This is a genomic window from Undibacterium sp. 14-3-2 (assembly GCF_016595265.1).
In the GTDB taxonomy this organism is placed as follows: domain Bacteria; phylum Pseudomonadota; class Gammaproteobacteria; order Burkholderiales; family Burkholderiaceae_D; genus Undibacterium; species Undibacterium aquatile.
Genome location: NZ_JAENGS010000007.1, coordinates 114,501 through 137,060 on the forward strand (window position 1 = coordinate 114,501; position 22,560 = coordinate 137,060).

The 22,560-nt window shown below is 48.4% G+C and carries 19 protein-coding genes and 1 tRNA gene; 15 read left to right on the plus strand and 5 right to left on the minus strand.

Features of this window, described 5'->3' with window-relative positions; all coding sequences use genetic code 11:
* The first annotated feature begins 46 nt into the window (after positions 1–46).
* Entirely contained in the window at positions 47–1,426 is a 1,380-nt protein-coding gene (gene radA, locus Undi14_RS15485; RefSeq protein ID WP_200181386.1) for a DNA repair protein RadA, read from the plus strand.
* Positions 1,427–1,462: 36 nt separating this feature from the next.
* Here the strand turns inward: radA and hpnE are convergent, their stop codons facing one another.
* Together hpnE and hpnD are read right to left on the minus strand one after the other, a co-directional pair.
* Positions 1,463–2,794 carry a hydroxysqualene dehydroxylase HpnE gene (hpnE, locus tag Undi14_RS15490; RefSeq protein WP_200181387.1) on the minus strand — a complete coding sequence of 444 codons (1,332 nt, stop codon included), beginning with the start codon at positions 2,792–2,794 and terminating at the stop codon, positions 1,463–1,465.
* 1 nt (position 2,795) lies between these two features.
* Positions 2,796–3,629: a presqualene diphosphate synthase HpnD gene (gene hpnD, locus Undi14_RS15495; protein ID WP_200181390.1), complete on the minus strand. Its 834-nt coding sequence runs from the start codon at positions 3,627–3,629 to the stop codon at positions 2,796–2,798.
* Between the two features lie 253 nt (positions 3,630–3,882).
* Here hpnD and Undi14_RS15500 point away from each other — a divergent pair, with 253 nt between their 5' ends.
* Positions 3,883–4,764: a hypothetical protein gene (locus Undi14_RS15500; protein WP_200181392.1), complete on the plus strand. Its 882-nt coding sequence runs from the start codon at positions 3,883–3,885 to the stop codon at positions 4,762–4,764.
* Positions 4,765–4,855: 91 nt separating this feature from the next.
* Here Undi14_RS15500 and Undi14_RS15505 read toward each other — a convergent pair whose 3' ends face one another.
* Together Undi14_RS15505 and hpnC are read right to left on the minus strand one after the other, a co-directional pair.
* Entirely contained in the window at positions 4,856–5,560 is a 705-nt protein-coding gene (locus Undi14_RS15505) for a M24 family metallopeptidase (RefSeq protein WP_200181394.1), read from the minus strand.
* Positions 5,561–6,040: 480 nt separating this feature from the next.
* On the minus strand, positions 6,041–6,862 hold the full coding sequence (gene hpnC / locus Undi14_RS15510; protein WP_200181397.1) for a squalene synthase HpnC: 822 nt from the start codon (positions 6,860–6,862) through the stop codon (positions 6,041–6,043).
* A gap of 186 nt (positions 6,863–7,048) precedes the next feature.
* Between hpnC and Undi14_RS15515 the strand changes: the two genes are divergently transcribed.
* The 7 genes from Undi14_RS15515 (at position 7,049) to lon (ending at position 17,764) form a co-directional block, all read left to right on the plus strand.
* Positions 7,049–8,266, plus strand: a complete 1,218-nt coding sequence (locus Undi14_RS15515; RefSeq protein ID WP_370589962.1) for an efflux RND transporter periplasmic adaptor subunit — start codon at positions 7,049–7,051, stop codon at positions 8,264–8,266.
* Positions 8,263–11,358 (plus strand): efflux RND transporter permease subunit, encoded by a 3,096-nt coding sequence (locus Undi14_RS15520; protein WP_200181399.1) that lies wholly within the window; start codon positions 8,263–8,265, stop codon positions 11,356–11,358. The genes Undi14_RS15515 and Undi14_RS15520 overlap by 4 nt, the downstream gene beginning before the upstream one ends.
* A 223-nt stretch (positions 11,359–11,581) precedes the next feature.
* A tRNA-Leu gene (locus Undi14_RS15525) sits at positions 11,582–11,668 on the plus strand.
* 28 nt (positions 11,669–11,696) lie between these two features.
* On the plus strand, positions 11,697–13,046 hold the full coding sequence (gene tig / locus Undi14_RS15530; RefSeq protein WP_200181401.1) for a trigger factor: 1,350 nt from the start codon (positions 11,697–11,699) through the stop codon (positions 13,044–13,046).
* A 19-nt stretch (positions 13,047–13,065) separates the two neighbouring features.
* Positions 13,066–13,692, plus strand: a complete 627-nt coding sequence (clpP, locus tag Undi14_RS15535) for an ATP-dependent Clp endopeptidase proteolytic subunit ClpP (protein WP_304941546.1) — start codon at positions 13,066–13,068, stop codon at positions 13,690–13,692.
* A 182-nt stretch (positions 13,693–13,874) separates the two neighbouring features.
* Positions 13,875–15,140, plus strand: a complete 1,266-nt coding sequence (clpX, locus tag Undi14_RS15540; RefSeq protein WP_200181403.1) for an ATP-dependent Clp protease ATP-binding subunit ClpX — start codon at positions 13,875–13,877, stop codon at positions 15,138–15,140.
* A gap of 218 nt (positions 15,141–15,358) precedes the next feature.
* Positions 15,359–17,764: an endopeptidase La gene (lon, locus tag Undi14_RS15545; RefSeq protein WP_186883682.1), complete on the plus strand. Its 2,406-nt coding sequence runs from the start codon at positions 15,359–15,361 to the stop codon at positions 17,762–17,764.
* A gap of 104 nt (positions 17,765–17,868) precedes the next feature.
* On the opposite strand, the gene lexA is transcribed toward lon, so the two are convergent.
* Entirely contained in the window at positions 17,869–18,525 is a 657-nt protein-coding gene (lexA, locus tag Undi14_RS15550) for a transcriptional repressor LexA (protein ID WP_186898496.1), read from the minus strand.
* 233 nt (positions 18,526–18,758) lie between these two features.
* On the opposite strand from lexA, the gene rpsF reads away from it, so the two are divergent.
* The 6 genes from rpsF to Undi14_RS15580 all read left to right on the plus strand — a co-directional run bounded on the left by rpsF (position 18,759) and on the right by Undi14_RS15580 (position 22,538).
* Positions 18,759–19,127, plus strand: coding sequence for a 30S ribosomal protein S6 (gene rpsF / locus Undi14_RS15555; RefSeq protein ID WP_186883681.1), 369 nt, complete (start codon positions 18,759–18,761; stop codon positions 19,125–19,127).
* Positions 19,128–19,179: 52 nt separating this feature from the next.
* Positions 19,180–19,461, plus strand: a complete 282-nt coding sequence (priB, locus tag Undi14_RS15560; RefSeq protein WP_234030644.1) for a primosomal replication protein N — start codon at positions 19,180–19,182, stop codon at positions 19,459–19,461.
* A 9-nt stretch (positions 19,462–19,470) separates the two neighbouring features.
* Positions 19,471–19,755: a 30S ribosomal protein S18 gene (gene rpsR, locus Undi14_RS15565; RefSeq protein ID WP_110252960.1), complete on the plus strand. Its 285-nt coding sequence runs from the start codon at positions 19,471–19,473 to the stop codon at positions 19,753–19,755.
* Positions 19,756–19,781: 26 nt separating this feature from the next.
* Complete coding sequence (rplI, locus tag Undi14_RS15570; RefSeq protein ID WP_186883679.1) at positions 19,782–20,234, plus strand: 50S ribosomal protein L9; 453 nt, start codon at positions 19,782–19,784, stop codon at positions 20,232–20,234.
* A gap of 165 nt (positions 20,235–20,399) precedes the next feature.
* Positions 20,400–21,788: a replicative DNA helicase gene (locus tag Undi14_RS15575; RefSeq protein WP_370589963.1), complete on the plus strand. Its 1,389-nt coding sequence runs from the start codon at positions 20,400–20,402 to the stop codon at positions 21,786–21,788.
* Positions 21,789–21,911: 123 nt separating this feature from the next.
* On the plus strand, positions 21,912–22,538 hold the full coding sequence (locus tag Undi14_RS15580) for a DUF47 domain-containing protein (protein ID WP_186883677.1): 627 nt from the start codon (positions 21,912–21,914) through the stop codon (positions 22,536–22,538).
* The last annotated feature ends 22 nt before the right edge of the window (positions 22,539–22,560 follow it).

Below are 22,560 nucleotides of genomic sequence, written 5' to 3' on the forward strand. Positions count from 1 at the left end.
ATACTGGGTAAAATATCAGTGTTTATTTCGTTTTCAATGAAAAGTTATGGCTAAGGCAAAAACTAATTACACCTGCACGGAGTGCGGCGGCATCGTCAATAAATGGGCCGGGCAGTGTCCTTCGTGCGGGCAATGGAATACCTTGGTCGAAACGATCATGGAGGCAGCTGGCAATCGTTTTTCGGGGAAACACCAAAGTCTCGCGCAAACCGCACCAGTGTTGAATCTTTCCGATATTGAAGCGTCAGATGTGCCACGTTTTGGTACGGGTATTGATGAGTTTGATCGTGTCCTGGGTGGCGGCTTAGTGCCGGGTGGCGTCGTTTTGATCGGTGGCGATCCCGGGATCGGAAAATCCACACTGTTGTTACAAGCCTTGTCGAATCTGACCAAGATAAAGAAAGTGCTGTATGTCAGCGGTGAGGAGTCTGGCGCGCAGATCGCTTTAAGGGCGAACCGGCTGGCGCTTGATACGCATGGGCTGGCTTTGCAGGCGGAGATTCAGCTCGAAAAAATTCTGAACACACTGGCGGATCATAAGCCGGAAGTAGTAGTTATTGATTCGATTCAGACGATTTATTCTGATGCGTTGAGTTCGGCGCCGGGCTCGGTGGCGCAGGTACGTGAATGTGCGGCGAAGCTGACACGCGTCGCAAAAACCATGAATATCACCATGATTCTGGTAGGTCATGTGACGAAAGAGGGCGCCCTGGCGGGACCGCGCGTGTTGGAACACATTGTGGATACTGTGCTGTACTTTGAAGGTGATACACATTCGAGTTTTCGTCTGGTCAGGGCGATTAAAAACCGCTTTGGCGCGGTGAATGAACTGGGTGTGTTCGCGATGACCGAGCGCGGCTTGAAAGGCGTATCCAATCCGTCGGCATTATTTCTTTCTCAGCATGAGTCTCAGGTGGCTGGCTCTTGTGTCATGGTGACGCAAGAGGGAACCAGACCCTTGTTGGTCGAGATACAGGCGCTGGTTGACAGCTCCTTCGCACCGAATGCGAAGCGTTTATCTGTCGGTCTGGAGCAAAATCGTCTGGCGATGTTGCTTGCTGTGTTGCATCGACATGCTGGTGTTGCGGCGTTTGATCAGGATGTGTTTATTAATGCGGTAGGTGGCGTCAAAATTGCAGAACCTGCAGCTGATCTGGCTGTTTTGCTGGCGATTAATTCGTCGATGCGAAATAAGCCCTTGCCACGCAGCCTGGTTGTGTTCGGCGAGGTCGGTCTGGCCGGTGAGATACGGCCAGCGCCAAGAGGGCAGGAGCGCCTGAAAGAAGCAGCCAAGCTCGGATTTACGATAGCCATGATTCCGAAAGCGAATGCGCCCAAGCAAAAAATCGAGGGGCTTACCATCATTGCAGTTGATCGTATTGATGAAGCAATGAGCCGTATCCGCGATATTGATGATGCTAACTGAGTTCTTGTCTCGCTGATCTGTTGCGCGCAGTTGCCATTATTGGCGCAGGCTGTTGATGACCTCGGTTGCTGCGTGGATGCCACTGCTGATCGCGCCTTCCAGTGTCGCCGGGTAATCGCCCTGCGTATAGTCTCCGGCCAATGTCAGCCCGGGTATGCCTGTGCTGTTTGATGGGCGTTGCAGCGCCGGAGTGCAACTGAAGGTGGCTCTTTTTTCAGTAATGATCTGATGCCACAGAGGGCTTGCCAGTTCGGGGCGCTGGAAGCTATCAGCCAATTGCCGGGCAATCGCGCTTGCGAGCGACTGGTGATCTTGCTGGTGCTCTTCGGGCGAACTGATCACGACTGCAAATAAACCACCCTGATCGTCATGCAACTGGCCGCGGTCAAATACATATTGCCCCCATTGCTGTTGCGAGGGATCATCCAATAAAGCATACATGGGGCGCGGCAGGCTTACTCCTGGCGCATACTGCAAATAGCAGCTCGTGATGGCTTCGTATGTCAGTGGCGGCAATGTCATGCCAGTGCCCGCATCGCTCAGCAGTCGCTGCGCATTGCTGGCATCAGTGGCAATAACGATGCCGTCAAATGCCTGCTCTTTTTGCTGCGCGGACTGTATGATCCATTGAGATGCGCCGTCTTTTTTGATTGCTTTGATTGCGCTTGAACATGCCACATCAGCGCCGTGGAGCTGTAAGAATTCCACCGCTTTTTGGGGGAACAGTGCCGACAGATTCAGTCTCGGCAGCAACATGTCGGATGCGGCGCGACTGGCGCCAAGGCTGTCCCGCAGAACATTCAGAAACACCTGCGCCGACGCCTGTCCGGCAGGTGTATTCAATGCAGCGATGCAAAGTGGATTCCACATCAGGCGGCACAGTCTGTCCGTCTGATCAAAGCGTTGCAGCAATTCTGTGACGGTGCAATCGGTATTGAGCGTCCAGCCCATCCAGCGCGCTGCAGAGGAAAATCTGGCGAGTGCCAGCTTGTCTTCGCGGCGCAGACCTTTCGTCCTCCAGAGAGCCACGAGCATATGCAGTGGCGCAGGCAGTCGTGGCGCAATGAAGTGCATGCCATCTTCGTGCTCAGGGTAAATCATTTGTAGCGGCAGCCGCAAAAACGCAGCGTTCAGGTCAACACCGACGGTTTTCATTAATTTCAGACTCTGCTGATATGCGCCCAGCAGAATATGCTGGCCATTATCAACCGTGAGCCCATTAATCCCGACGCCGCGCGCGCGGCCACCGAGTGTTTTGGCCGACTCAAACAGGCTGACCTGATGTCCGTTTTGCGTCAATGTGACAGCTGCCGCACAGCCCGCCCAGCCACCACCGATCACAGCAATTTTTTTTGAGACCTTCGCCATTTCAGCCACGGATATAGGTTTTCCAGGCGAGCCAGAGTTTGCGTATCGGTGTCAGCGAGATGCGCTGGCTCAGCACATGAAAGCCATCGCGCTGAATTTCCGATAGCAGCGTTCTGTAGATGACAGCCATAATCAAGCCGGTACGCTGCGCGCGGCGGTCTTCTGGTGGCAGTATTGCCAGTGCCTCATCATAGAGTTTCTGAGCCCGTTCGTATTGGAACTGCATCAGCGCTTCAAATTCAGGGCCATGTCTGGCATTCAGTATGTCGGCTGCCGTCACCTTGAACTGTTGCAGTTCATTGACTGGAAGATAAATTCTGCCCTTGCGCGCATCTTCACCGACATCACGGATGATATTTGTCATTTGAAATGCAAGGCCGAGTTTCTCTGCGAATACTTTGGTTTGCGGATTGCTAATGCCAAAGATGCTGGCCGATAAAATCCCGACGACACCAGCGACATGCCAACAGTATTTTTGCAGCGCAGGAAAGTCCAGGTAGCGGGTCTGATTCAAATCCATTTCCATGCCATCAATAACGGCCATAAGGTGTGCACCCTCAAGCTGGTAAGTCGTCATGTGTGGCAACAAGGCTCTGGTGACAGGATGTGTCGGCGCGTTCGCCAGCATTGCCTGAATTTCTTTACGCCACCAAGTTAGTTTGCTGCGGGCAACCATATCGTCAGTACTTTCATCGACGACATCATCCACTTCACGGCAAAAAGCATAGAGCGCAGTAATGGCGCGGCGTCTTTCTGCTGGCAGGAACAGGAAGCTGTAGTAAAAACTGGAGCCGCTTTCTGCAGCTTTTTGTTGGCAATATTCGTCTGGTGACATGCTGGAATATAAAAAAGTTGTTGACGCTGGGCTGATCAAAGTTGATAAGAGTTGCTATGCTAACAAACTTCAACATGCCTCAACCTGTTCAGATTGCGATGCTGCATGTAGAACGGAAGTATCGTAATGTAATCAGATTGTAGAATTCTTAACTCAAAACGCGACAGCTCGTATAATAGTGGGCGCATTATATTATCGCTCTGCACAAAAGAGCCTGGCTTTTGACTCGAAACTTTAAATTTGGACAAACATCTTGAATAAATCGAAACTTGTGGCAATTTTGGGTGGCCTGGGAATTATCCTGGCTGGATGCGGTGGCTTCGTTTACACCTCCGTCGGCGGCACCGTCACGGGTCTGGGAACAACGGGGGCAAATTCAGTGATATTAATGAATGAGCAAAATTTCACCCGGACGCTGACCGCTGATGGGCCTTTTTCATTCAATGTGGCGAGCAATGCGAATTACTCTGTCGTTGTCTATAGTCAGCCAAATCTGGTGAATTGCACGGTCGCGAATGGCACGGGAAAAATGACAGGTGAGGGCGCGCTGAATAACATCCTCGTCACCTGTGTGCCGAATGTGCCTGTATCAGGAACCCTGTCCGGCATGGCCGATAGTGGCGCGATTACCTTGAACAACAACACGGTGAATCCAGCCACCAGTGTTGCCACAGACAAGACGATGTCCTTGTCCGCCAATGGCGCATTCCAGCTGACCAATTATGTGGTGAGTGGGTATCGTTACAATGTGACGGTGGCAATGCCACCAGCCGCGCAGTATTGTACGGTCGCCAATGGCACCGGCGTAGCGGATAATAAATATCCGAACGCGATCAACAATGTCGCGGTTTCCTGCGTTCCAGCGGTACCGGTCAAGGTAACGGTGAATGGTTTGACCGCCGGTAATACATTGACGCTGTCGAATGCGACGACAGCAAAATCCACTGCCGATACCTTGGCGATCAGCACGATCGGTATTTATAATTTTGGCTGGAGTTTGCTCAATGGCATGACATATGCGGTGACAGTGGCAACGCAACCGACAGGACAGACCTGTACTGTGCAGAATGCGAGCGGTGTGGCAGACATTACCAAGCCGGACGCCGCAAGCAACATCGTGGTGAATTGCGTCTGAGCGCACTGACTTCAGCATTCGCTTCATATAAAAAAAGCCCACCGGTTATGGTGGGTTTTTTTACTGTTTGATGCACCGAGCGATGGCAGGGTTACAGTTCTTCCAGCATGCCCGCGTCGTTAAAATAAAAAATACCTTCCCGCTTGAAGCCCCATTTTCCTCCCTTGAGCCTGATAAATGGTTCAAAGCTGAAAAAACCAACTTCCGACAAAGGGATGTCATTGCTGGAATCAATATACTGGCGCTGATCTTTGTCGTTAGCGATGCTGTGACCGACGTTGTTGCGATAATCGAGATTGACGAAACCGTTCTGACGTATGCGCATATTGGCCCATTCGAACAACTGGCCAAACGTGGTCTGAGGTCTTACCAGCGCCTGCATTTGCTGATGCATCTGTTTCAGGAAATTCAAACCATTTCTGAATTCGATTAATTGCGGTGTTGGTGTGACTTTGCCGTGTTCTATCGGAAATGAACGGGCGCAGTCGCCCCAAAAGCGATCCCGCGTCGGACTCAGATCGATCGTCACCAGATTATCGTTACCGACACGTTCTTCGTTGGGTTGATAATCGCGCCCGGAGACGGAGACGCAACTGCGTGAGCCGAGTAATACCAGTGCCGGACAAGAGTGATACCAGGTATCCGGATAGCCTTGCGCCTGCAGTAACCGGTGCGCTTTTTCAGCGATACTTTTTTCGGTGTCATCTGCAGTAATCAGACCAGCCATTTGCTGCAATACAGTTTTGGCGGCGCTTTGTACTTGTCTGTGCTGTTCGATCTCGAACGCGGTTGGCATAATCTTTCCGTTTCAACTGGGCGTGATAGTGAATCTGGGTTTATTTTTCAGGGCTGCTCTTGGTTACTGCTTTGACGCCTGCGGCGGTGACATCGACTGCCGTTCCAACAACGGCACCCCCGACTTTCACTGTCGTGGAGACAGCGACATCGGCGATGGTAATGACAGTGCACGCACTCAGTGGGAAAACGCATAGTAGGAAAAACATTCGCGATATACAAGTTCGCATGAGTAAGCCTGGCGTTGTTAAGGTTGCTGGAGGTGGGGACTGGGATCGTTTTGCCAGTTGCATTATGCGGCTTTGTTTTAGTATACGTCAGCGCTTTACGCACTTATTTATGGATGTTGAAATTTTTTGTAACTTGATGTTCATTTTGTAATAAATTATATACTCCTCCACTATTTTGAAGAAACCTCGCTAACCTCAGCGTATTCATTGGGTTCTTTTGCATACTGGGGGGAGTATTTATTGATACTGAATCAGCTTCTGGACGGCATTCGCAGTGCGCGCCAGCCCAGTAGTAGCCAATCCTGCGCCTTCAGTGTTGGCCGATGATGAAACACATCGCCATTCACGGCTTCAATTTTCTCTATGATGCGCAGACCGCCCTGAACAACTAAACGCAGCTCCCAGCCTATGCGGCCTGGAAGCCGTGTTACCAGTCCGCTACCTGAGAGCATCATCTGGCGCGCGCGCGCGGTTTGGAATTGCATCAGTGCTTGCCAGGCGGCGTTCAAATTCTGATTTGCGATATCCTGCTCGCTGACGCCGAAGGTTTGCATGTCACTTTGCGGCAGATAAATGCGCTGTTTTTTCCAATCAATCGCGACATCCTGCCAGAAATTAATCAACTGTAGTGCCGAGCAAATCGCATCTGAGTCACGGATGTTTTCTGGCGTCGCCGCGGGATACAGATGCAGCATGATCCGACCAACCGGATTGGCTGAACGACGACAATAATCTTGCAACTGTCCGAAATCAGCGTAGCGGGTGGTGATCACGTCCTGTTTAAATGCCGAAAGTAAATCCCGAAACGCCTGCAGAGGCAGTTGGTGTTGTCGGATAACATCAGCCAGAGCGATGAACATGGGCTGAGTGCTGTTGCTGTTTTGCTCAATGAAGTCGAGCTCCTGCTCATAGGTGCTGAGCGCTGTAAGGCGCTGTTCAGGTGTGGCATCTCCCTCGTCCGCAATATCGTCCGCACTGCGGGCAAAAGCATAAATGACTTCGACTGCCGGCCGTAAATGTGGTGGAAGTAAGATTGATGCGACAGGAAAATTTTCGTAGTGTTCAACGGACATAAGTGGGTATAAATCCTTAATGACCGAAAAGTCATTGGCAAAGAGGTTGACCTTAATTATAATAAATAACCAGCCAGTCATTTATTTAAAATCAGTGCGATCAGTTGCAATTAGTTGCGGTAATGATGAATATGTCATCTCATTACCAGCCGCCTCATTCAGTCCGCATAGTAAAGGAAAACTTTTGTGTTAACACTAAAAACTCCCGTGTTCGCTGACGCGTCCCCCGTTGCCAATCGCGTCAAACTGCGGCATGCAGGTTTGTCCTCGTCGCGGGCGATTGCTGCGCTTTCCTTGTTGAGTTTGTTGGTAGCTTGTTCTAAGCCGGTTGAGAAAACAGAGGACGTGCGGCCAGTGCGTGTGGTCACAGCGGCCAATACCACTTCTGATGTGGCATTTGAATTATCCGGCGAAGTGCGCCCACGAATAGAATCTCGTCTGGGCTTTCGTGTCGGCGGCAAGATTGTTCAACGTAAGGTTGAGCTGGGAACGGTGGTGAAGCGTGGGCAATTGCTGATGCAGCTTGATCCTCAGGATTTACTGCTGGCACAAACGCAGGCGAAAGCGGCGTTGACAGCGGCAGAAAGTAATCGCGATCTGGCTCAGGCCGATTTAAAACGCTATCAGGAATTACGCGCAAAGAATTTCGTTGCTGCAGCAATCCTCGATAGCAAAGAGGTCGCCTATAAAGCAGCGCAAGCCAGTTTCGAGCAGGCAGTTGCCGGCTTTAAAAATCAGAGTAATCAAGCGGGATACGCGACGCTGATTGCTGATGTCGATGGCGTTGTCACCGGGATTGACGCAGAAGTCGGGCAGGTTGTTGCTGCCGGAACGCCGGTTGTCCGTGTTGCGCAAACCGGTGAGATGGATGTGGTGGTCGGTATTCCGGAAAACAAAATCAATACCATACGGCAGATGAGTGATATCAGGGTCGGCTTATGGGCTGATCCGACATTGGCATTGCCGGGTAAGTTACGTGAATTATCACCGGTCGCGGATGCGGTGACGCGTACTTATCTTGCTAAAGTCAGTTTGCCCGCGGATGCAAAAGATGTGCGCCTCGGTATGACGGCCAATGTCAGCTTCGTCGCACCGAATCCCGCGCCAGTATTTAAACTGCCGACCACGGCTTTATTTCAGGATAAAGGGCAGACAGCGGTCTGGATCGTTAGTGGCGGTGCGGTGAAGCTGGTGCCGGTGAAACTGGCTGGCGCATCGGGCGAAGATGTGTTGATTGCTGGTGGGATTTCTTCCGGCCAGCAGGTCGTGACTGCTGGTGTTAATTTGTTAAAGCAAGGGCAGAAAGTCAGCATTCTGGGAGCTGAGTCTCCGGCAATAAAGCCGCCAGCAACAAAGCCGCCAGTGACGGAAGCGACAGCTTCTGCGGTGGGAGCCTCTAAATGAGTAACTCTTCGAGAAGTTTTAATTTGTCGGGTTGGGCGCTGGAGCATATCCCGCTTATCCGCTACCTGATCGTTGTATTGCTGCTTGGCGGTATTTTCAGTTATGGGAAGCTGGGGCAGGATGAAGATCCGCCATTCACTTTCCGTGCGATGGTCGTCCGCGCAATGTGGCCGGGTGCAACTGCTTTGCAAATGGCCGACCAGGTGACGGATAAACTGGAAAAAAAGCTGCAAGAGACACCTTACATTGATCGTATCCGTAGTTATTCCAAGCCAGGTGAGACGCTGATTATTCTGCAGTTGCGTGAATCCACGCCACCGAAAGAAACGGCGCAATCCTGGTATCAGGTGCGTAAGAAGATCGGCGATATCAAAGGCACCTTGCCGCCGGGCGTGATCGGTCCATTCTTTAATGATGAGTTTGGCGATACTTATGGCTCTATTTTTGCGCTGTCAGGTGACGGCTTTACCTATGAAGAAGTAAAGGAATATGCTGATTTCGTTCGTCAACAGTTCTTGCGCATCCCTTCCGTGTCGAAGGTGGAATTGTTTGGCGTGCAGGATGAAAAACTGAATATCGAATTCTCTCAAAAGAAATTTTCCCAGTTAGGTATTTCTTTCGACGCGATTGTTTCTCAGATTGGCTCGCAAAATGGGATTGAAAGTACCGGCGTACTGACAACATCTACGGATAACTTGCAAGTCCGGGTTTCAGGTGCCTTAATGAAGGTGAAGGATCTGGAAAATCTGCAATTGCGAGCAAACGGCACCACTTTCCGCCTTGGAGATTTTGCGACAGTAAAACGTGAGTATAAAAATCCACCGCAAGACAAAATGCGCTTTAACGGCAAGGAAGTGATCGGCCTTGGTATTTCTATGGAAAAAGGCGGCAATATCATTGAGCTGGGCAAGCATTTACAAGCGGATGTCCGTACGATCAAGGCAAAACTTCCGGTGGGCATACAACTGGAGCAGGTGACAAATCAGCCTGATGCAGTGAAAGAATCGGTCGGAGAATTTCTGCACACGTTGATTGAGGCGGTCGTCATTGTGCTGGCAGTCAGTTTTCTGTCGCTTGGCTTGCATACCAAACCTTTCCGTCTCGACATCTGGCCTGGCCTCGTCGTCGGTCTGACGATTCCTCTGGTGTTGGCGATTACCTTCTTGTTCATGCGTATCTTTGACATCGATTTGCATAAAATTTCACTTGGCGCTTTGATTATTGCGCTCGGTCTATTGGTCGATGATGCGATTATTGCGGTAGAAATGATGGTGCGCAAAATGGAGGAGGGCTTCTCTCGCTTTGACGCCGCCACCTTTGCCTACACATCAACGGCGATGCCGATGCTGACCGGAACCTTGATTACGGCCGCAGGCTTTTTGCCTATCGGTCTGGCTAAATCGGCAGCGGGCGAATATACGTTTTCGATGTTCTCCGTGAATGCGCTGGCACTGATTATTTCGTGGCTGGCCGCAGTGTTGTTTACACCTTATCTTGGTTATCTGCTGTTAAAAGTAAAGCCACATAACGTCAATGATAACCACCATCATGAGCTGTTTGATTCGCCGTTTTACAACCGTTTCCGCGCGTTGGTGAATTGGTGTGTTGAATGGCGTAAGCTGACGATAGCCATTACCCTTGGTGTGTTTGGTCTTGGAGTATTTGGCTTTAAATTTATTGAGCAGCAATTTTTTCCGGATTCAAATCGTCCTGAATTGATGGTCGAATTGTGGTTGCCGGAAGGCTCGTCATTTGCGGCAACAGAAGCGCAGACCAAGAAATTTGAAAACTTTGTGCGGCAGCAGGAGGGCGTTTCCAGTGTGACGAGCTATGTGGGAACCGGTAGTCCACGTTTCTATCTGCCGCTGGATCAGATTTTTCCGCAGACAAACGTGGCGCAACTGGTTGTTTTGCCTAAAGATTTAAAATCAAGAGAGGCGCTGCGCTTGAAAATTGTCGATATTTTCAAGAAGGATTTTCCTGAGGTACGCGGTCGCGTGAAATTGCTGCCGAACGGACCACCGGTGCCTTATCCTGTGCAATTCCGCGTGACTGGGCTGGAAGTGGCGAAGGTGCGCGAGATTGCCGATCAGGTAAAGCAAGTCATGATGGCGAATCCGAATGCGATTGGTGTGAACGACAACTGGAATGAGTCGGTAAAAGTGGTGCGTATCGATCTGGATCAGGATAAGTTGCGGGTATTGGGTGTGACCTCGCAAAACGTTATGCGCGCGGCGAATACGATTCTGAGCGGGACAACCGTCGGGCAATTCCGCGATGGCAATAAGTTGATCGACATGGTGGTGCGCCAGCCGGTTGATGAACGTTCGACGGTGAATGCGCTGAACAACGCGAACATTCCGACCGCGAGCGGTAAATCGGTTCCTCTGTCGCAGATCGCGACGATCAAACTGGTCTGGGAGCCAGGTGTGGTCTGGCGCGAAGGGCGGGAGTGGGCGGTAACCGTGCAGTCTGATGTGGTTGATGGCATTCAGGGGCCGACCGTATCGAGTCAGATAGCGCCGCAGTTGAAAGACATTCAGGCTGCCTTACCTCCTGGCTATAAAGTCGAGTTGGCAGGTGCCGCAGCGGATAGTGGCAAAGCGCAAGAATCGATTGCAGCGAATGTACCGTTGGTCGTGTTTATTATTTTCACGCTGTTAATGTTGCAGCTGCATAGTTTTTCCCGTGTGATTCTGGTTTTTCTGACTGGACCACTCGGGTTGGCGGGTGCTGCGCTGGCGCTGCTTGTGCTGCAAAGACCATTTGGTTTTGTTGCTCAACTGGGTGTTATTGCTTTGTTCGGTATGATTATCCGTAATTCTGTCATTTTGATTGATCAGATTGAGCAGGATATACAGGAGGGCTCAGATGTCTGGACTGCGATCGTGGAGTCTGCTGTCCGCAGGTTCCGGCCTATCATTCTGACGGCGGCGGCGGCGGTGCTGGCGATGATTCCTTTGTCGCGCTCGGTATTCTGGGGGCCGATGGCCGTCGCAATTATGGGTGGTTTAATCATTGCAACCGGTCTGACTTTGCTGTTTTTACCGGCATTGTATGCAACCTGGTTCCGCGTTAAAAAGCCGATTTAAGCGAAAGGCGAGGGGTGTTTCAGGTAACCGACGCAGAGTTGCCTGAAATGTTTTTTTTGAAGCATTAAAAAAATAAGGCACGGGCTTACAAAATCCAGTAGAATTACGGGTTGGAGTTGTAATGCCACTATTTAATAGTTTTGGGCGACGCTTGATGTTCGGGTCGCCCTTTGCTTTTGTGCCGGACGCGTCGGATGTGCCGGTAAGTAACATAACTCATCCCGCGAGGATGGCGAAATTGGTAGACGCACCAGGTTTAGGTCCTGACGCCAGCAATGGTGTGGGGGTTCGAGTCCCCCTCCTCGCACCACAGAATTTTTACTATTTGGACGATTTTCATGGCAACTGCAGTCGAAACTTTAGATAAATTGGAACGCCGCCTTACAATTTCCTTCCCGATCGCTGATGTGCAATCAGAAGTTGAAAAACGTTTGAAGGTGCGCGCACGCACAGCAAAAGCACCTGGCTTCCGTCCAGGCAAAGTGCCAATGAAGATGGTTGCCGCTCAATACGGTTACCAGGTTGAAACAGAAGTGCTGAACGATAAAGTTGGTCAGTCTTTTGCTGCGGCCGTTGGTGAAAGCAATCTGCGTGTTGCTGGTTACCCAAACATTGAGCCAAAAACAGGTGAAGGCGTTGCTGAAGGCACTCTGGCTTTCACTGCGACTTTCGAAGTCTACCCTGAAGTGGTTGTCGGCGATTTGTCCGCTGCTGAAGTTGAGCAGGTTAAATCCGATGTGACTGATGCGGAGATCGATAAAACGATTGATATCCTGCGCAAGCAACGCGTGCATTTCCACGTTAAAGGCGAGCAGGGCGCGCATGGTGACGGTGGTGCAGATCAGTCTGCACAAAACGGCGACCGCGTTACTGTTGATTTTGTTGGTAAAATTGACGGCGTAGAATTTGCGGGTGGCAAGGCCGAAGGTTTCACTTTCGTGTTAGGTGAAGGTCGCATGTTGCCAGAGTTTGAGACAGCCACTGTTGGCTTGAAAGTTGGCAAATCTAAAACGTTCCCGTTGGCGTTCCCAGAAGATTATCATGGCAAAGATGTTGCCGGTAAAACTGCAGAATTTACCATCACTTTGACAAAGCTGGAGTGGGCGCATTTGCCTGAAGTTGATGCTGAATTTGCTAAGATGCTCGGCGTTGAAGATGGCGATCTGGTAAAAATGCGCACTGACATCAAAGAAAACCTCGAGCGCGAAGTTAAAGGCCGTGTTAAAGCGAAAACAAAAGAAAGCGTGATGGACGCTTTGGTTAAGGCGGTGACATTTGATGTTCCGACTTCTTTGGTTGCGCAAGACAGTGAACGTCTGGCTGAAATGACACGTCAGGATATGGCACAACGTGGCATGAACGTGAAAGACGTTCCATTCCCGATTGAGATGTTCAACGCACAAGCCGAACGCCGTGTTCGTCTGGGTCTGATTCTGGCTGAATTGGTCAAGGCTAATAACTTGCAGGCAACTGCAGAGCAGATCAAAGCTCAGGTTGAAGATTTTGCGCAAAGCTACGAAGATCCGCAACAAGTAGTGAAGTACTACTACAGTGATCGTAATCGCCTTGCAGAAGTTGAGGCCCTTGTATTAGAAGAAAACGTCGTTAACTATGTTCTCGGTAAGTCGAAAGTGACTGAAAAAACACTGCCTTTCGATGAGTTGATGGGCAATAACGTACAAGCATAAGTTTTAAAAGGAAAATCACATGACAGGCATCATCCGTAATTCGGCGTTGGATACAAATATGCTGGGCATGGTGCCTATGGTGGTAGAGCAAAGTGGGCGTGGTGAACGTTCCTATGACATCTACTCCCGCTTATTGAAAGAGCGTGTGATTTTTCTGGTTGGTCCGGTGAATGATCAGACTGCAAATCTGGTCGTCGCGCAGCTGTTGTTTTTGGAGAGTGAAAATCCAGATAAGGATATTTCTTTCTACATTAATTCTCCGGGTGGCTCCGTTTCTGCCGGGATGGCGATCTACGACACCATGCAGTTCATTAAGCCAGATGTATCGACATTGTGTACCGGTCTGGCTGCATCGATGGGGGCTTTTTTGCTGGCGGCAGGTGCTAAAGGTAAGCGATTCTCTTTACCGAATTCCCGCATTATGATTCATCAACCCTTGGGTGGTGCACAGGGGCAGGCTTCAGATATTGAGATTCAGGCGCGTGAAATTTTGTACTTGCGCGAACGTCTGAATGGCATTCTGGCGGAAAACACAGGCCGCAGCTTAGATCAGATTGCCAAAGACACTGATCGTGATAATTTTATGTCGGCTGACGCCGCTGTCGAATACGGGTTAATTGATAAAGTTTTGACTCATCGCGCTTAAGCTGCTTGAATTAGATAAACGCCCGTTCCCATAAAGGTTCGGGCGTTTTTTATTTATTTTCTAAATTATTCGATTTCTCAGGTACTTCTGGATCTTGTGCACGCAATGACGAAAACTGTTTTTGCAGGTAATATGCTCTTCGTTCCGATTTATATTTATTTTGTTTTTCTCATATTCGTACTATGCCCGATAAAAAATCCTCCAGCGGTGAAAAACTGCTCTACTGCTCATTCTGCGGAAAGAGTCAACATGAGGTTAGGAAGCTGATTGCAGGGCCTTCGGTCTTTATTTGCGATGAGTGCATAGACTTGTGCAATGACATTATTCGCGATGAAGTATCTGAAATTGACAATATAGCGAGCGCGAAAACTGAGCTGCCAACTCCCCAGGAAATTACCGATTTATTAGATCAGTATGTGATTGGTCAGCCTAATGCAAAGCGTATTCTGGCGGTCGCTGTCTACAATCATTACAAGCGTCTGAAGCATCTGGGTAAAAAGGATGATGTAGAGCTCGCCAAGAGTAATATTTTGCTGGTTGGTCCTACCGGTTCAGGTAAAACGTTGCTGGCGCAGACGCTTGCTCGCATGTTGAATGTACCGTTTGTGATCGCAGACGCGACGACCTTGACCGAGGCTGGTTATGTTGGTGAGGACGTTGAAAATATCATTCAAAAATTACTGCAGAACTGTAATTATGAAGTCGAACGTGCTCAGAAGGGTATCGTCTATATCGATGAGATTGATAAGATTTCCCGTAAATCTGACAATCCCTCGATCACACGTGATGTGTCTGGTGAAGGCGTGCAGCAGGCTCTGCTGAAGCTGATCGAGGGCACGATGGCATCGGTGCCGCCGCAAGGTGGTCGCAAGCACCCAAATCAAGACTTCATTCAGATCGATACCACGAATATCATGTTTATTTGTGGCGGTGCTTTTGATGGTCTTGCAAAGATTATTTCAGACAGATCAGAGCGTAGCAGTATTGGTTTTTCAGCCAGCGTTAAAAGTCAGACGGAAAAGAGCGCAAGTCAGATGATGCAGGATGCGGAGCCGCAAGATTTGATTAAGTTCGGTTTGATTCCTGAGTTGGTTGGGCGTTTACCTGTGATTGCAACGCTCAACGAACTCGATGAGGCGGCATTGATTCAGATCCTGGTTGAGCCCAAAAATGCGCTGATTAAGCAATATGCAAAACTGCTGGAAATGGAGGGCACTGAGCTTGAGATACGTCCGGCTGCTTTGCAGGCAATTGCGAAAAAAGCTATTGCCCGTAAAACTGGTGCGCGTGGTTTGAGATCGATACTGGAGCATGCATTGTTGGATATTATGTACGATCTGCCTAGCCATCAAAATGTTGAAAAGGTGGTGATTGATGAGGGGACTATCACTAACGGTGCTAAGCCTTTGCTTATTTATCACGAGCAAGCCAAAGTGTCCGGAGCTTGAGTTTTTGCAAAAAAAGGGGAGATATCCCCTTTTTTTTATGGTTATTCACCGCATTTTTTTTAATCGAAGTAGAATGAAGTAGGAAAAAACATGGCTTCAGCCGTAAAGCTACCCGGGGGAGCTCTCTGCGTAGCTTTTTTATTGTTTTTTCTGATAATGGGCTTGTGTTTTAGCCTTGTGCGCCAACATTACCAACTAGTATTTATGAAAGGTGCGCCATGACAACTACTTCAATTACCGAGCAAATTCAACTGCCGCTGCTGCCATTACGTGACGTGGTTGTATTTCCCCATATGGTTATTCCGCTGTTTGTGGGGCGCCCAAAGTCCATTAAGGCTTTGGAGGCTGCAATGGAGCAGGGTAAAAGCATTATGCTTGCTGCTCAAAAAGCCGCTGCGAAGGACGAGCCTTCGGCTGACGATATTTATGAAATTGGTTGTATAGCCAATATTTTGCAAATGTTGAAGTTGCCTGATGGCACAGTAAAAGTATTGGTTGAAGGGGCGCAGCGCGCCCGCATTCACCAGATTCATGATTCTGAATCACACTTCAGTGCTGAAGTGACGCCGGTTGCAGCAGTTGAGGAAGATGATTCCGAAGTTGAGGCGATGCGTCGTGCAATTGTTCAACAGTTTGATCAATACGTAAAACTGAACAAAAAAATCCCACCTGAAATTCTTGCCTCTCTCTCTGGCATTGACGACGCCGGTCGTCTTGCGGATACGATTGCGGCACACTTGCCTCTGAAATTGGAGCAAAAGCAAGTGATCCTGGAAATTTTCAGTGTAGCCAAAAGGCTTGAACATCTGCTTGGGCAACTTGAAGGCGAGCTCGATATCTTGCAGGTGGAAAAACGTATCCGTGGTCGCGTGAAGCGTCAGATGGAGAAATCGCAGCGTGAGTACTATCTGAACGAACAAGTGAAAGCGATTCAGAAAGAGCTGGGCGAAGGCGAAGAGGGTGCAGATATCGATGAACTTGAGAAAAAAATCATTGCTGCCAAAATGCCGAAAGAAGCTCGCGACAAGGCTCTTAATGAGTTGAAAAAACTCAAAATGATGTCACCGATGTCTGCAGAGGCAACAGTTGTCAGAAATTATATTGATACTATTGTTGGTTTGCCTTGGAAGAAAAAATCCAAAGTAAATAATGATCTGACGAACGCTGAGAAGGTTCTGGAGGATGAGCATTACGGTTTAGATAAGGTTAAAGAGCGCATTCTCGAGTATCTTGCTGTTCAGCAACGCGTAGATAAGTTAAAAGCTCCGATTCTGTGTCTGGTTGGACCTCCGGGTGTAGGTAAAACGTCTCTCGGTCAGTCGATTGCCCGGGCAACAAATCGCAAGTTCGTTCGCATGGCGCTTGGTGGTGTGCGTGACGAGGCAGAGATTCGTGGACATCGTCGCACTTACATAGGCTCTATGCCTGGAAAAATTTTGCAGAGCCTGGCCAAGGTCGGTGTTCGCAACCCTCTTTTTTTGTTGGATGAAGTCGATAAAATGGGGGCGGATTTCCGTGGCGATCCTTCGTCCGCATTGCTGGAGGTGCTTGATCCTGAACAAAATCATACGTTCTCGGATCACTACATTGAAGTCGATTTTGATCTGTCTGACGTGATGTTTGTCGCGACATCTAATTCGTACAATATTCCGCCTGCTTTACTGGATAGGATGGAAGTGATTCGTCTTTCTGGTTACACAGAGGATGAAAAAACCAGCATTGCTCAGCGTTATTTGTTGCAAAAGCAAATTAAAAATAACGGCCTGAAAGAAACTGAAATCACGGTCGCAGAAAGTGCGATCAGAGACATTATTCGCTATTACACAAGGGAAGCTGGCGTTCGTTCGCTGGAGCGCGAAATTTCCAAGATATGTCGTAAAGTCGTCAAAATGCTTTTGCTGAAGAAGAGTGAGAAAAAAGCGACGATTACCTCCAAAAATCTGGATAAATATTTGGGTGTACGCCGTTACGATTTTGGCGTTGCGGTCAAGGATAATCAAATTGGTCAGGTAGTTGGTCTTGCATGGACGGAAGTTGGCGGCGATCTTTTGACTATCGAGGCTGTTTCTATGCCCGGCAAAGGCGGTGTTATCCGCACTGGGACCTTAGGAGATGTCATGAAGGAGTCGATCGAAGCTGCCCGCACGGTTGTGCGTAGCCGGGCTCAGCGCTTGGGCATTAAGGCTGATGTCTTTGAGAAGAGTGATATTCACATTCACGTACCTGAAGGGGCGACACCTAAAGACGGTCCTTCTGCTGGTATTGCAATGACGACTGCTTTGGTATCTGTGTTCACCGGGATTCCTGTGCGGGCAGATGTTGCGATGACAGGTGAGATCACTTTGCGCGGCGAGGTATTGCCAATTGGTGGTTTGAAAGAGAAGTTGCTGGCAGCGCATCGCGGCGGAATTAAAACTGTTTTAATTCCGGAGGAGAACGCAAAGGATCTGGCTGAAATCCCGGACAATGTAAAAAATAAACTGGAAATTATCCCGGTGCGTTGGATAGACAAGGTATTGGAAATCGCTTTGGAGCGTCAGCCGCAGCCTTTGGTTGATGCGGAAATTCCCGTTGCTGCTGGATCAAGTGAGCCTTCTGCTGATCTTGCTGTCGTGAAGCATTAATGTTGTATGGATAAAAAAACGCCCGAATTTTCGGGCGTTTTTTTTATTTAGATTTTATCTAAGCGTCATTGATAGCAATATATTTTCGTTTGATTTTCTTAGTATCAGATCCAATTTCGCATCAGCCCGACAGCCAGTCCTTCCAGTGAGAAATTTTCCTCGTTTTCATTTACTTTGATAATTGAGTAGTCAGGATTCTCAGGAATTAATTCAACAGAATTTCCGGTTTTTTTATAGCGCTTGACAGTCACATCATCGCCAAGCCTGGCAACAATAATTTGCCCATTTCTTGCAGTATCAGTCTTCTTTACTGCTAACAGATCGCCATCGAGTATGCCTGCGTCACGCATAGACATGCCGCGAACCTTGAGAAGAAAATCTGGCTTGGCAGAAAATAGTGCAGGGTCTACTTGGTAGCTGGTTTCAATGTGTTCTGATGCGAGTATTGGCGATCCGGCCGCAACTCGCCCGATTAGTGGCAGGTTTATCTGAGAAAAAACAGATTGTGATGACGCCAGTTGTTGACCTGTGATGTGACTTGATAATTCTGACTCCAGCAGGCGTATGCCGCGCGATGTTCCGGGCGCTATTTCAATCACGCCCTTTCTTGCGAGTGCCTGCAGGTGCTCTTCCGCTGCGTTGGTGGAGCGAAAGCCCAGCTCAGCCGCTATTTCAGCGCGGGTCGGCGGGAAGCCTGTATTTTGAATGGCATCTTTGATTAAATTCAGGATCTGCTCTTGTCGGGCTGTCAGCTTAAGCATTTTGTGTGAACGTAGATCATTACGCTGTATATAAAAACAGTCTGTATTTTTATACAGTGCGCTCTGAAGTGCAAGGAAATTTTGTGGCTATGTGCAATCTAATACCATCGGATTAGCTCTGTACTGAATTGATTGAATAAAACGGAAAAGTGCGTTATGATCGTCGGCTTTCCTCTTCCTGCACTCGTCTTGACGCCGAGGCAGGCTATTTTTATTGTCCACAAGGAGAATATATGCGTCATTATGAAATCGTATTTATTGTACATCCCGATCAAAGCGAGCAAGTTCCTGCAATGATCGAACGTTACAAAGCTAGCGTTGTTGCACGTGGTGGTCAGGTTCACCGCGTTGAAGACTGGGGCCGTCGTCAATTGGCTTACATGATTCAAAAATTGGCTAAAGCACATTATGTTTGCATGAACATTGAGTGCGATGCAGAAACATTGCTTGAGCTGGAAACAGCATTCAAATTCAATGATGCCGTTCTGCGTCACCTGACAGTCAAAATGAAAAAAGCTGAAACAGCACCATCTCCAATGATGAAAGCTGTTCAAAAAGAAGACGCGGCTAAAGCACAGCGCGTTGAAGCACCAGCTGCTTAATTCATTTGATTTGAAAAAGGTCGTATAAAAAACAGTGAATCAACTGACAGTGATGGCTCGTATCATAGAGAAATCAGCGATACGTTACACGCCAGCTGGGATACCAATAGCATCAGCAATATTGATGCACAGTTCGCAGCAGGTGGAAGCCGGAACGGGGCGATTGGTTGAATTTGAAATTTCCGCACAAGCTGCAGGTGAAATTTCAGGAAAATTCTCCGAACTGCCTTTAGATGTTGAGATTGCATTCACGGGTTTTTTAGCACGCAAAAATCGCAACAGCAAAAGTCTGGTATTTCATATCAATGAAATACGGGCAAATTTACTAGATTAGGAGCCACAAATGGCATTCGGTAAAAAATTTGATAAAAGCAAATTGAAGCAAAAGCGTCAACAACAAAACCCTTTGTTCAAACGCAAAAAATTCTGCCGCTTCACAGCAGCACATGTAGAAAAAGTTGATTACAAAGATATCGACACATTGAAAGATTTCGTGCAAGAAAACGGCAAAATTATGCCTGCACGTCTGACTGGTACTAAAGCACTGTACCAACGTCAAGTTGATACAGCGATCAAGCGCGCACGCTACTTAGCGTTGTTGCCTTACACTGATCTGCACACAGCGTAATTGACGACAGGTATTAGGAGAAAAATATGCAAGTTATTCTGATGGATAAAGTCGTTAATCTCGGCAATCTTGGTGATGTAGTTCGTGTTAAAGATGGTTATGCACGTAACTTTTTGATTCCACAACGCATGGCTCGCCGTGCGACTGCAGCCGCAATCGCTGAATTTGAAGCGAAACGTGCTGAGCTGGAAAAAGCAGCAGCAGCAAAATTGGCTGTAGCTCAGGCTCAAGGCGAGAAACTGGAAGGTTCTACAGTTCAGATTTCACAAAAATCTGGTGTTGATGGTCGTTTGTTCGGCTCAGTAACTAATTTTGACATCGCTGAAGCGTTGGCTAAAGTTGGTTTCACTGTTGAAAAAGCACAAGTTCGTCTGCCACAAGGTCCGTTGAAAACGGCAGGTGATCACGCTGTTTCCGTTGCACTGCATACTGACGTTGTAGTTAACGTGAATGTATCAGTTGTTGGTGAACACGCATAATTAGCTGTCAGCTAGATATAAAAAAAGCCGGGGTTTCCCCGGCTTTTTTTATGGTAAGCGTAAAATTATATAAACAATTTTGTTTATTGATGTTTATTGTTCACACCGTACTTTGTCGCCTTTAGTCGTTATTTGTAATTTGATTTAGCAGGTATAATGCGCGCCATGAAAGCCGCTACTGATCCACAACTTGATGCGATTCGCGTCCCCCCCCATTCCATTGAGGCAGAGCAATCTGTCCTTGGTGGCCTCTTGCTCGATAACGCCGCTTGGGATCGTATTGCCGACTTTATCGGCGAGGAAGATTTTTATCGTTATGATCACAGAATTATTTTTCAGTGCATTGTAAAACTGATTAATTCTTCAAGGCCAGCAGACGTCATTACTGTTTACGAGGCCTTGAATGGCATGGGAAAGGCCGAAGACGCAGGTGGTTTGACTTACCTGAATGCGCTGGCGCAAAACACACCTTCGGCTGCAAATATTCGCCGCTACGCTGAAATTGTCCGCGATCGTGGTGTGTTGCGCAAACTGATCACGGTTTCAGATGAAATTGCTGGCAGTGCTTTCAACCCTCAGGGTAAAGAAGTCAAGCAAATGCTGGATGAGGCAGAGTCCAAAATTTTTGCGATTGCTGAAGAGGGGGCGCGCGGAGCGCAGGGTTTTCAGGCAATTCAGCCTTTGTTGACGCAGGTTGTAGAACGTATCGATGAGTTATACAACCGTGATAACCAGAACGATATCACCGGTGTTCCAACTGGATTCGTTGATCTGGATAAGATGACTTCTGGTTTGCAGCCAGGCGATCTGATTATCGTTGCTGGTCGTCCATCTATGGGTAAAACGGCGTTTTCACTCAATATCGGCGAAAACGTCGCAATTGACAGCGGCCTGCCGGTGGCGGTGTTTTCAATGGAGATGGGCGGCGCACAGTTAGCGATGCGTATGCTTGGTTCTGTTGGGCGACTGGATCAGAGCCGTTTGCGCGTTGGTAAGTTGAGCGACGAAGATTGGCCTCGGTTGACGCATGCCATTCAAAAAATGAATGACGCGCAGTTATACATAGATGAAACTCCGGCGCTGAGTTCTATCGAATTGCGTGCGCGTTCGCGACGTTTGGCCCGTCAGTGTGGCAAGCTTGGTTTGATTATCGTCGATTACCTGCAGTTGATGTCGGCGAATTCTGCGGGTGAAAACAGGGCAACCGAAATTTCAGAGATTTCACGAAATCTTAAAGGCCTCGCAAAAGAGTTAAATTGTCCGGTCATTGCACTTTCTCAGTTAAATCGTTCGCTGGAGCAGCGCCCGAATAAGCGGCCTGTGATGTCAGATTTGCGTGAGTCGGGAGCGATTGAACAGGATGCCGACGTGATTATGTTTATTTACCGGGATCAGGTTTACAACCCAGACTCTCCCGATAAAGGTACTGCCGAAATTATTATCGGTAAGCAGCGTAACGGTCCAATTGGCAGCGTGCGACTGACTTTCCTTGGTGAATATACCAAGTTTGATAATTACGTCGGTTCGTTGTCGGTGTATGGCGATAATGAGTAATGCAGAATAATTTTTACCCAGTGAGTACATTTCACTAAATGTCTTTCTTCAGTTTGTCAGGTGTAATTAGCTTGTGCCCTGACAAAAATATTCCAATTTGTTTCAAATTTCAGTGAGAAAAAAATGTTTGGACGCCTGATGCCTACGGAAGGCAAATTCTTTGAATTATTTAATCAGCATGCAGATCTGTGTGTTAAAGGATCAAAAGAAATGCTTGCCTTGATGACCAATTTTGATGATCTTGAAAGCAGGGTGCATGCGATCGAGAGCATCGAAAAGCAAGCAGATACAGTGACTCACAATACAATAGAGTTGCTGCATAAAACGTTTATTACGCCACTTGACCGCGATGATATTCATAAGCTGATTACGCGTATGGATGACATACTTGATTTGCAGGAAGACGCTGCGCAGACCATTTCGCTCTACGATATCCGTGAAATTACACCTGAAGCAAAGCGACTGGCTGAGTTGTGCCTGGCCTGTGCGGAAAAGGTTAAAGCGGCCGTTGCCTTGTTGCATAACATGAATAATTCACGCGAGATTCTGACGATTTGTGAAGAGATTGATCGTCTGGAATCGGATGCTGATCACGTAATGCGTGCTGCGATGTCGAAGCTGTTCCGCGATGAGCCGGATGTTCGCAATCTGATTAAATTGAAAGCAATTTACGAAATTCTGGAAACTGTTACCGATCGTTGTGAAGATGTCGCGAATATTATCGAAGGCATCATCGTCGAAAACGCTTAACAGTAGATATTGATCCGGCCAG

Coding starts and splice junctions, on each gene's coding strand:
- radA (WP_200181386.1), top strand. CDS start 47: ATGGCTAAGGCAAAAACTAATTACACCTGCACGGAGTGCGGCGGCATC.
- hpnE (WP_200181387.1), bottom strand. CDS start 2,794: ATGGCGAAGGTCTCAAAAAAAATTGCTGTGATCGGTGGTGGCTGGGCG.
- hpnD (WP_200181390.1), bottom strand. CDS start 3,629: ATGTCACCAGACGAATATTGCCAACAAAAAGCTGCAGAAAGCGGCTCC.
- Undi14_RS15505 (WP_200181394.1), bottom strand. CDS start 5,560: ATGCCAACCGCGTTCGAGATCGAACAGCACAGACAAGTACAAAGCGCC.
- hpnC (WP_200181397.1), bottom strand. CDS start 6,862: ATGTCCGTTGAACACTACGAAAATTTTCCTGTCGCATCAATCTTACTT.
- Undi14_RS15520 (WP_200181399.1), top strand. CDS start 8,263: ATGAGTAACTCTTCGAGAAGTTTTAATTTGTCGGGTTGGGCGCTGGAG.
- tig (WP_200181401.1), top strand. CDS start 11,697: ATGGCAACTGCAGTCGAAACTTTAGATAAATTGGAACGCCGCCTTACA.
- clpP (WP_304941546.1), top strand. CDS start 13,066: ATGACAGGCATCATCCGTAATTCGGCGTTGGATACAAATATGCTGGGC.
- clpX (WP_200181403.1), top strand. CDS start 13,875: ATGCCCGATAAAAAATCCTCCAGCGGTGAAAAACTGCTCTACTGCTCA.
- lon (WP_186883682.1), top strand. CDS start 15,359: ATGACAACTACTTCAATTACCGAGCAAATTCAACTGCCGCTGCTGCCA.
- lexA (WP_186898496.1), bottom strand. CDS start 18,525: ATGCTTAAGCTGACAGCCCGACAAGAGCAGATCCTGAATTTAATCAAA.
- rpsF (WP_186883681.1), top strand. CDS start 18,759: ATGCGTCATTATGAAATCGTATTTATTGTACATCCCGATCAAAGCGAG.
- priB (WP_234030644.1), top strand. CDS start 19,180: ATGGCTCGTATCATAGAGAAATCAGCGATACGTTACACGCCAGCTGGG.
- rpsR (WP_110252960.1), top strand. CDS start 19,471: ATGGCATTCGGTAAAAAATTTGATAAAAGCAAATTGAAGCAAAAGCGT.
- rplI (WP_186883679.1), top strand. CDS start 19,782: ATGCAAGTTATTCTGATGGATAAAGTCGTTAATCTCGGCAATCTTGGT.
- Undi14_RS15575 (WP_370589963.1), top strand. CDS start 20,400: ATGAAAGCCGCTACTGATCCACAACTTGATGCGATTCGCGTCCCCCCC.
- Undi14_RS15580 (WP_186883677.1), top strand. CDS start 21,912: ATGTTTGGACGCCTGATGCCTACGGAAGGCAAATTCTTTGAATTATTT.